Source organism: Dyella japonica DSM 16301, assembly GCF_001010355.1.
In the GTDB taxonomy this organism is placed as follows: domain Bacteria; phylum Pseudomonadota; class Gammaproteobacteria; order Xanthomonadales; family Rhodanobacteraceae; genus Dyella; species Dyella japonica.
Genome location: NZ_JPLA01000102.1, coordinates 1 through 596 on the forward strand (window position 1 = coordinate 1; position 596 = coordinate 596).

General features: G+C 43.5%; 1 protein-coding gene. It reads left to right on the top strand.

Annotated elements, in window-relative coordinates; all coding sequences use genetic code 11:
* Window positions 1-52: 52 nt before the first annotated feature.
* Window positions 53-478 (top strand): DUF7173 family protein, encoded by a 426-nt coding sequence (locus tag Y882_RS20160; protein ID WP_156171596.1) that lies wholly within the window; start codon window positions 53-55, stop codon window positions 476-478.
* Window positions 479-596: the final 118 nt, after the last annotated feature.

Here is a 596-nt window from a genome sequence, read left to right on the forward strand (position 1 = left end):
TCAGACAAGAAACTTCATTACTGTATCTTTATCTTTGCAATAAGGTGATAACATGGTCCAGTTACCAGAAATGAACTTAACCGAAGAGCAGAAATACGAACTTCTTTATAACTGGTATTCTAAGAAAGAAGAATTAGCCAAAGTGCAAGCGCAAGAACGCGCACTGCGTCAAAGTGTGGTTAGCGTCTTCTTTCCTGATGGTCTTAACGAAAATACCAATAAGATCAAACTTGATACAGGTGACGATCTCGTTGTTACTCAACCTTATACGCGTAAAGTTGATAAGGCGATCTTTAGTCAGATCCTACCAGATCTTATTGAAGCTGGCGTGGATGTCAACGAAGTTACTGAAACTAAAGTAGAACTCCGTGTGGCTGCATATCGTAAGCTGACAGCTGAACAGTTGGCGATCTTTGACGAATGCGTGACCACAACTCCAGGTTCTCCACAGGTTAAGATCGCTGTTAAGAAGGGTTGAATGCTCATTACGATAATATCGGATGCGTCGTTCTGCCACCGTACTAAATGCGGAGGCTATGGAATTAGGGTAACCTCCAAACGGGGTAACCAGGCTTTTGGTGGCCCCGCACATGGTC

Excerpts from the sequence above, each read along its gene's own strand:
- Y882_RS20160 (WP_156171596.1), top strand. The coding sequence starts at position 53 with ATGGTCCAGTTACCAGAAATGAACTTAACCGAAGAGCAGAAATACGAA.